The 8,875-nt window shown below is 41.9% G+C and carries 6 protein-coding genes; 5 read left to right on the plus strand and 1 reads right to left on the minus strand.

Annotation, left to right across the window (positions count from 1 at the left end):
- The 3 genes from B879_RS19510 to B879_RS19520 all read left to right on the plus strand — a co-directional run.
- On the plus strand, positions 1–2,243 hold a 2,243-nt coding region (locus tag B879_RS19510; RefSeq protein ID WP_306413712.1), incomplete at its 5' end, for a TonB-dependent receptor.
- 89 nt (positions 2,244–2,332) lie between these two features.
- Positions 2,333–3,283, plus strand: a complete 951-nt coding sequence (locus B879_RS19515; RefSeq protein ID WP_009186948.1) for a DUF4625 domain-containing protein — start codon at positions 2,333–2,335, stop codon at positions 3,281–3,283.
- A gap of 73 nt (positions 3,284–3,356) precedes the next feature.
- Positions 3,357–3,809 carry a hypothetical protein gene (locus tag B879_RS19520; protein ID WP_009186949.1) on the plus strand — a complete coding sequence of 151 codons (453 nt, stop codon included), beginning with the start codon at positions 3,357–3,359 and terminating at the stop codon, positions 3,807–3,809.
- 61 nt (positions 3,810–3,870) lie between these two features.
- Here the strand turns inward: B879_RS19520 and B879_RS19525 are convergent, their stop codons facing one another.
- A complete protein-coding gene (locus B879_RS19525; RefSeq protein ID WP_009186950.1) occupies positions 3,871–4,383 on the minus strand; it encodes a hypothetical protein in 513 nt (170 codons plus the stop codon).
- 135 nt (positions 4,384–4,518) lie between these two features.
- Here B879_RS19525 and B879_RS19530 point away from each other — a divergent pair, with 135 nt between their 5' ends.
- Together B879_RS19530 and B879_RS19535 are read left to right on the plus strand one after the other, a co-directional pair.
- On the plus strand, positions 4,519–6,111 hold the full coding sequence (locus B879_RS19530; RefSeq protein ID WP_009186951.1) for an ATP-dependent DNA ligase: 1,593 nt from the start codon (positions 4,519–4,521) through the stop codon (positions 6,109–6,111).
- Positions 6,101–8,560, plus strand: coding sequence for a ligase-associated DNA damage response DEXH box helicase (locus tag B879_RS19535; RefSeq protein ID WP_009186952.1), 2,460 nt, complete (start codon positions 6,101–6,103; stop codon positions 8,558–8,560). The genes B879_RS19530 and B879_RS19535 overlap by 11 nt, the downstream gene beginning before the upstream one ends.
- Positions 8,561–8,875: the final 315 nt, after the last annotated feature.

The raw sequence follows: 8,875 nt of genomic DNA on the forward strand, positions 1-8,875 counted from the left end.
CCATAGTTTCTATACACGAATTGGGAAGGTCAACTATTGCCAATGCAGAAGGATATTTTGGGTTTCCTGAACTCAAACCGGGAAACTATCATCTTCATGTTACCCATATTGGTTTTAAATCTTTCAGTAAAAATATAGAAGTCAATCTAGGGGAGAATTATTTAGAAGTCCAATTGGTTGAATCCGCCATCCTATTGGCAAGTATGACTGTCGAAGCCAACCCATTTAAAAATGGGCCTTTGGAACAGTCTCAGACAATTTTAATTTTGGACAGGGAGTTTATTCAGAAAAACAATGGCGGTACATTTGCCAACGCCATAGAAAAATTACCGGGTATTTCTACCATCAATACCGGGGTAGGTATCAGCAAGCCGGTGATCAGGGGGATGAGTTTTAACCGGATCATGATCAATGACAGGGGTATAAAACAGGAAGGACAACAATGGGGTGCAGACCATGGTCTTGAAATTGATCCCTTTGATGTGGACAGGGTGGAAATTGTCAAAGGTCCAGCTTCTTTGATATATGGTTCTGATGGTATGGCAGGTGTGATCAATATTGCTCCTGCTGCTTTCAAACAGAATGGAGAAATCGAGGCAAATTACTCAGGCTTATACCGCTCCAATAACGATATGGTTTCCCATTCCTTTTTTGTGGATGGAAATGAGAAGGATTTGATTTTTAGGGCTCGGTTTACCGCACAGGACTACAGCGATTACAGGGTTCCCGCAGAAAATTTTGTTTATGCCGGCTTCCTCTTGCCCATTTTTGACAATAGGTTAAAGAATACTGCAGGAACTGAAAGGCATTTTTCCTTTACCGGAGGGGTTCAAAAAAACTGGGGATATTCCACACTTACCGTCAGTGGTTTTAACCAACAGGCTGGCATCTTCGCAGGTGCTGTAGGAATTCCCAATTCCTATAATTTAAGACACGATGGTGATCACAGAAATATCGATATCCCCAGACAGGACAACCAACATTATAAGGTGATATGGAACAATAATGTGCAGCTGGGCAAATATTGGATGGAGTTGGACCTGGGGTATCAAAGAAACCAAAGGAAAGAGTTTTCTCTTCCCCATACCCAAGGTGTTGGGCCCAATGATTTCGGTAATTTGGCTTTATCCCTCAATCTGGATGTATTTACGGCTAACATGAGGTTAAACCAACAACATGGGGAAGGCGGACAATCTGTTTTGGGATTTAATGCCCAACAGTCCGTTAACCGACACAGTGGCTTTGAATTTTTATTACCAAATTTTCAGTCCTTTCAAGGTGGTGTTTTTTATTTCAGAGAACAAAGAATCAATAATACTCTGGTCTGGAATGGAGGACTTAGGGCTGATGGTGCTTTTCATGATATAGAAGAGCACCTTCAACCAATTTTTGTAAGGCTAGAACCTACAGGGGAATTTGATCAAAGAAACCCTGACATCAACCGCTCATTTTTCAATATAAGTGGGAGTACTGGTGTATCCTGGGTGTTTAAGGAAGACATAAATGTGAAGTTCAACCTTGGCTCTGCGTACAGAATTCCAACCCCAATTGAACTGGCCTCAAATGGCGTTCACCATGGCAATTTCAGACATGAAGTGGGAAATCCTGATTTGGTAGCAGAAAGAAGTTATCAGGCCGATCTGAACATGGCCCTATCAAAAAAGAAGGTGCATATCAGTGTGAGTCCCTTTTTCGGATATTTTGACAATTACATATACCTGGCTCCTGCCCCAAGATTTTCACCTTTACCGGGCTCCAGTCTGTTATGGGAATACAGACAAAATAATGCGGTCTTTACAGGTGCTGAACTCATGTCCCAACTGGCCATATTTAAGAATTTTAACCTTTCTTTTGGGGCGGAATATGTTTATAATTTGAATTTGGATACAGGTTTGCCTTTACCATTGACCCCTCCATTTTCTACTTTGACAGGCTTGGAATATAAGATTCCTGAAATCAACAAACAGGTTCAGAATCTTTATTTCTTTGTGGAATCCAGGAGAGCAGCTACGCAAAACCGGGTTGATCGAAATGAAAGGGTTACAGAGGGCTATCACATATGGGAAGCAGGTTTGGGCTGGGATCTAACTTTTAAAAATAATACTTTACAATTTCAAGTTTCAGGTCAAAACTTGACTAATGCTGTTTATTTTAATCATTTAAGTAGATACCGCTTGCTGAATCTTCCTGAACAGGGCAGGAATATTTCTTTTAGCATTAATATTCCTTTAAATATCCGATAATTTTCTCTCGAATAGTTTTCCTATTTAAAACTATGCCTTATATTTGCAACGTTATTGCATATACAACAATATTACAAACATAAACCAACATGAAGAAATATTTAAGTTATTTGGCACTGGGCTTAGCTGTAGTCCACGCATCTTGTACTGACAATGATGATCCTGCTGTAGTAGACCGTGATGCTCCGGTCATTGCTTTTGCAGAAGGAAGGGACGGTTTTAGACCTGCCAATAATGAGGTAAGAAGGGGCACCACAGATCATATGCATGTTAGATTCAGCGTAACGGATGCTTCTGGAATCGGTCAGGTATTGGTGGACGTTCACAATTCCTTTGATGGACATACCCATGCGAGAATGCTTAATAATTTTGAAGCTTTGAATGTAAAGGACATTTATAGTCCTGATGCTGGAAATCCAGCATTCAGATTTCCTCAAGGAGCCACATTTTTGAACGTTGACAATTCGACTACTGATATTTATTGGGAAGGGCCTACTTCAAGGGTTGAGGGAAATGTTTTGGCAGGGCCATATGACATCATTGTGTCTGCAGTTGACATTCACGGCAATCAAACAGGCTTTGCTGATGACAGTAATTATTTAGCCACTTTCTTTATTGAAAGGGCTTATGCTCCGGTTGTAGAAGTTACAAATTTAGAAGATGGAGAAATCGAAGGTGAAGCGGGTGAAGCTCTTGAAGTAATAGGAAGCATTGCAAAAGGAACCCATAGTTTGAGTTCTGAAATCAAATTTGTTTGGATTAGATTGGCAGAAGAGCATGACCACAACCATAGCCACAGTGCTATGGCAAGGGTAAAAGATGAGGTTTTTTATGAAAGAATGTGGGGGGCGTCCACATGGAGACAAGGCATGACCGGTCCTGCACTTCCAAATACCGATGAATTAAGATTTGAAGATATTCTACAGGGAGAAAATGCCATTATCCTACCATCTGGAGAAGATCACCTTGATTTGATCGTATGGGTAGAAGACATCAATGGTAATGTGACGCAGAAAACTTACGAAGTACACATTGATTAATGAAATACATCGCTTAATTTTAGAGGAGAAACTGAAAAGTTTTTCCTCTTTTCATTTAAACCAAAACACAAGCATGAAAAAAGTTACTCTAATTGCGGCTCTGATTTTATCGGTGATTATTTTCTTCCAATGTTCTTCAGGGCATAAACACGATGAAAGAGAAATTACACCGGAGTTGGAACAGGCCAATGTCATCCATCAGCAATCCTTGGACATTAGGGAGGAGCTCATGGATTTAGAGAAGGCACTTAAAGATGCGGAAATAGACTATGCTGAAGCCAAGGAAATTTTAAAGATCTGGGACAAAGATATCATTGAGGTGCCAGGCTTTGAGCATTCCCATGACCATGATGATGAAGATGGCGGATACCACAGAAAATACCATGTACATAATCCCATGAAGCCTTTTTCAGATGCCGAACATTTGGAATATCAAAAAGTGATGCATGATGAAATACTCGAAATCAAAGAACGCATGCAGGTATTATTGGTTCCAAAAGAAATGGATGAGCACGATAATGTGTAAAGGTCCTAAAAAATAAAGGCTACCAAAATTTGGTAGCCTTTATTTTTGGAAATTCTCCTTCTTAGTAATAAGGAGAACACAAGGTCATGTTTTCCAGATTAAAAGCAGCCCTACTGTTGTCATTTTTACCAATATTTCCTACCGAAAGGATAATCTGGTATTCCGGACCTGAGTCTGCCAAATGGACCTTAATATGCCCGTCAAAATTTTTAAAGTCTTCAAAACTCATTTGTTTTCCATTTGATAAAGCACCTAATTGGGTCACACTCTCCAAAGTACGTATATCAATTGGATTTAGAAGGAATGCTATTGGCGCGTCAACGTTATCATAGGCACCGAAATGCAAATGTGCCGGAAAGAAGTAGGCTTCATCTGATTTTGGTCCTTCCAATCTCAAAGTCATCTCCAAATCCCCTCCATTGAGCTCTCTCACCCATACCGTACCCTCGTAATTGAAATCTGAACCTTGATACAGATTATAACTTACTTCATTTGTGGTGTACCTGCTTTCTTCCTTTTCCTGGCATGAAAACGAAAGTAAACCAAAAAGAAATAAAACGGCCAACTTTTTCATAGCAATGGTGTTTTTTATTAATTACGCCGCAAGACGTAGAATTGTTCAATACCTTAACAAGATATATAAAATATTCTTGAGAAAATGAGAGCTAAGTCACATTGGCCATATTTTCACAGGAAAAAATCATCCTTCATGAGATTATTTGCCCAACTATTTCAGGAACTTGATCAAAGCAACAAAACCTCTGATAAAATAGCGGCTTTGAAAAGTTATTTTTTAGCTGCACCTGATGAAGATAAAATTTGGACACTGGCACTCTTCACGCACAAAAGACCTAAGCGGCAGGTCAATACCAAACAGTTAAGAGCTTGGTGCTGTGAATGGTCCGGTATCCCCGATTGGTTGTTTGAAGAGTCTTATCAGACGGTGGGAGATCTGGCTGAGACCATTGCGCTTCTATTGCCAGTACAGGGCCAATCCCAAGACCTTACTTTAAGTCATTGGATCAAGTATTTGGTTTCGCTTTCAGACTTGGAAGAACCCCAAAAGAAAGAAGCCATCAAATATGCCTGGGACAATTTGGATAAACATGAGCGCTTTGTTTTTATCAAAATCATAACCGGAGGTTTTAGAATAGGCGTAAGCCAAAATTTGGTCACGCAAGCAGTTGCTGCGGCTTCTGGGCTAGAGAAGACTGAAGTGGCGCATAGGATTATGGGGAATTGGGACCCTTTTCAAACTTCCTTTGAAGCCCTTATTCTTGCTAAAAACCAAACCGATGACCTTTCCAGGCCCTATCCCTTTTATTTGGCCCATGCCTTGGACAAATCTTTCTCTGAGTTGGGTGATATAAGGGAATGGCAGGTGGAATGGAAATGGGATGGCATCAGGGGCCAATTGATCAAAAGAAAGGGTGAAACTTTCATTTGGTCAAGAGGGGAAGAATTGGTGACAGAGAAATTTCCCGAGTTGGTAGATATGGCTGAACATATCCCTGATGGAACAGTAATTGATGGAGAAATTCTGGCTTTTGGAGAGGATAAACCGCTACCCTTTGCTTTATTGCAAACCAGAATAGGCAGAAAAACCCTTAGTAAAAAAATACTCAAAGAAGCTCCTGTCAGTTTTATTGCCTATGATTGCCTGGAATGGCAAGACCAAGATATTCGGGAAAAGCCGATTCACGAAAGAAGAGAGATTTTAGAAATCCTTAAGAAACAATTTGGAGAAAATTCCTTTAAACTGTCTCCAATGGTACAGGCCAATTCATGGGAGGAATTACAGCTTATCCATCAAAAATCAAGAAGCATGATGGCTGAAGGTTTTATGTTGAAACACAGGGATTCTGTCTATGAAGTTGGCCGAAAAAGGGGGAGTTGGTGGAAGTGGAAAGTGGAGCCCCTGACCATTGATGGGGTCATGATTTATGCCCAAAAGGGCCATGGAAGAAGGGCTGACCTGTACACAGATTATACTTTGGCTGTCTGGGAAGGCGCTCAATTGGTGCCCTTTGCCAAGGCTTATTCAGGACTTACCGATGCAGAAATCAGGGAAGTGGACAAGTACGTCAAACAAAACACCTTGGAAAGATTTGGTCCGGTTAGGACAGTAAAAGCCGCTTTGGTATTTGAAATTGCCTTCGAGGGTATTCAGGAAAGTGCCAGACATAAATCTGGGATTGCTTTGAGGTTTCCACGGATCCAAAGGTGGAGAAGAGACAAGCCCATAGAAGAAGCCAATACCTTGGATGATTTAAAAGACCTGCTAAATATTTATGGCAACTAACACAAAAGCCCTCTCCCCTGCCCTTGCGTATTTTGAGAAGAAAGGTTGGACGCCTTTCGATTTTCAAATCCAGACCTGGCAGGATTACATGGCAGGTCAATCAGGTCTTTTGAATGCTCCCACAGGAAGCGGTAAAACCTTTGCCCTGTGGTTTCCCGTCATTTTGGAATACATCCAAAATCATCCAAATGATTGGCATAAACCTAAAAAAAACGGCATCCAACTGATATGGGTAACACCCTTGCGTGCTTTGGCACAGGACATCCAAAAAGCCATGCAGGAAGTTTGTACTGAAATTGGTTTACCCTGGAAAGTGGCGGTCAGAAACGGGGATACAGATACCAAAGAGCGGCAATCCCAAAAAAGAAACCCTCCGGAATGTCTGGTCACCACCCCTGAGACCTTGCATATCCTATTGGCACAAAAAGGAAGCCATGAGCTTTTCCAAACGGTAAAGGCTATTGTCATCGATGAATGGCATGAACTGATGGGCAACAAACGGGGGGTACAGGTACAGTTGGCCTTGAGTTATATCCGGCATTATGCTTCCCAACAATTCAGGCTTTGGGGCATCTCTGCTACCATTGGAAACTTGGAGGAAGCTTGTACCATGTTATTGGGTCAGCATTATCCTTTGCACATTGTAAAAGCCAAAGTAGAAAAGAACATCCAATTGCAGACTGTATTTCCGGATGAACTGGAAAAATACCCCTGGTCCGGTCATTTGGGCATAAAACTGATTGACAAAGTCATCCCCATCATTGAAAATCACCGCTCGGTGCTGCTTTTTACCAATACTAGGGCTCAAAGTGAAATATGGTATCACCATATTATGGAAAAAAGACCGGATTGGGCAGGTTGGGTGGCCATTCATCATGGTTCCCTAGATCAGAAGGTCAGGGCCTGGGTGGAAGAAGCTTTGCATTTTGGTAAATTGAAACTGGTGGTCTGTACCTCTTCTTTGGACTTAGGGGTGGATTTTAGGCCTGTGGATGCGGTGATTCAAATAGGGAGCCCCAAGGGTGTTGCCAGGTTTATTCAGCGGGCTGGCCGCTCTGGGCATCAGCCAGGACTCCCGAGTCAGATTTACTTTGTCCCTACCCATTCCCTGGAGCTCATTGAAGCAGCGGCCTTGAGAAATGCCATGGAGACCGGGGATATGGAGTCCATTCATCCCCCTACCCTCACCTATGATGTTTTGATACAGTTTTTGATCACTTTGGCCGTTGGGGAGGGCTTTCAGCCACAGGAGGTGTATCAAATGGTAAAGGACACCCATGCCTTCCGGGATTTGGAGGTGGAAGCGTTTGAATGGGTGTTGTCTTTTGTGACTGAAGGGGGCCGTTCTCTGAGTGGATATGAAGAATTTGCCAAAGTGGAAATCGCTGAAAATGGTCGATATCAGGTGAAGGACAAGAAGACTGCTATGCGCCACCGGCTATCCATGGGCACCATTGTTTCTGACCCTATGCTTAAGGTTAAATTCAAAAACGGAACATACCTCGGCATGATTGAAGAGTACTTTTTATCTAAATTGAGACAGGGAGACCGATTTTTCTTTTCTGGAAGGAACTTGGAATTTATCGGCATCAAAGACATGAATGCCTATGTCCAACTTTCCAACAAAATTAGCAGCAATACCCCTTCCTACATGGGCGGAAGGATTTCACTGACCTCCAAACTTTCCGGTAAAATCAGACAGATTTTGGAGGAGGCTGCCCAAGGGATTTACAGGTCTGAAGAGGCCGGCTATATAGCCCCCCTTTTGGATTTACAGCAAAGACTTTCCCTGATTCCAGACTCCCAAACTTTCCTGATCGAACAAAATATTTCCAAGGAAGGCCACCATGTTTACTTTTATCCTTTTGAAGGCAGGATGGTGCATGAAGTTTTGGGGGCCTTGGTGGCTTACCGCATCAGCGTTTCTTATCCCCTGACTTTCAGTATAGCCATGAATGATTATGGTTTTGAGCTTTTATCTGACCAGCCCATTCCCATAGCCGATGTCCTGGAAGAGGACTTGTTTTCTGAAGTCAACCTTGAAGAGGATATCCTTGCCTGTATTAATGAAAGTGAGATGAGCAAGAGGAAATTTAGGGATATTGCCACGATATCAGGCTTGATTTTTCAGGGATATCCTGGTAAACCAATGAAATTTCGTCATCTTCAGTCCAATTCCGGCATTCTTTATGGGGTTTTTGAAGATTATGATCCTGATAACCTTTTGTTGAAGCAGGCACACCGGGAAGTATTGGATATGCAAATGGAAAAAGACAAAGTGCTGGAGGCCATCAGAAAAATCAACAGGCAACAAATTGTCCTCAAAAAACCGGGGCAATTTACCCCATTTTCTTTTCCCATCATGGTGGACCGTTTACGGGCCCAACTGTCTTCGGAGTCTTTGGAAGACAGGATAGCCAAAATGAAGGCACAGATGGTGGATGGTTAAAATGGTTTTTATGAACCACAAAGGTGACAAAAGGGAACAAAAGAATGAATGTTTGTCGAGAAGGCTTTGAATGACGTGAATGTTGCGACTTTTATATGGAACGCGGATAACGCGGATTTAACGGATGGTCGCAGATTTAATCCAGCTCAGATCAGAGAAATCAGTAAAATATGTATTCATCCCGATTCCAAGAAAAGGTTCAGCGAACAAGGGAACTAAAATTGATTTTTTTTGAACCACAACAGTGACAAAAGGGAACAAAAGAGTGGATGGTTGTCGAGAAGGCTTTGGAAGGTATTACTATTGTGACTTTTG

It is taken from the genome of Cecembia lonarensis LW9 (genome assembly GCF_000298295.1).
Classification (GTDB): domain Bacteria; phylum Bacteroidota; class Bacteroidia; order Cytophagales; family Cyclobacteriaceae; genus Cecembia; species Cecembia lonarensis.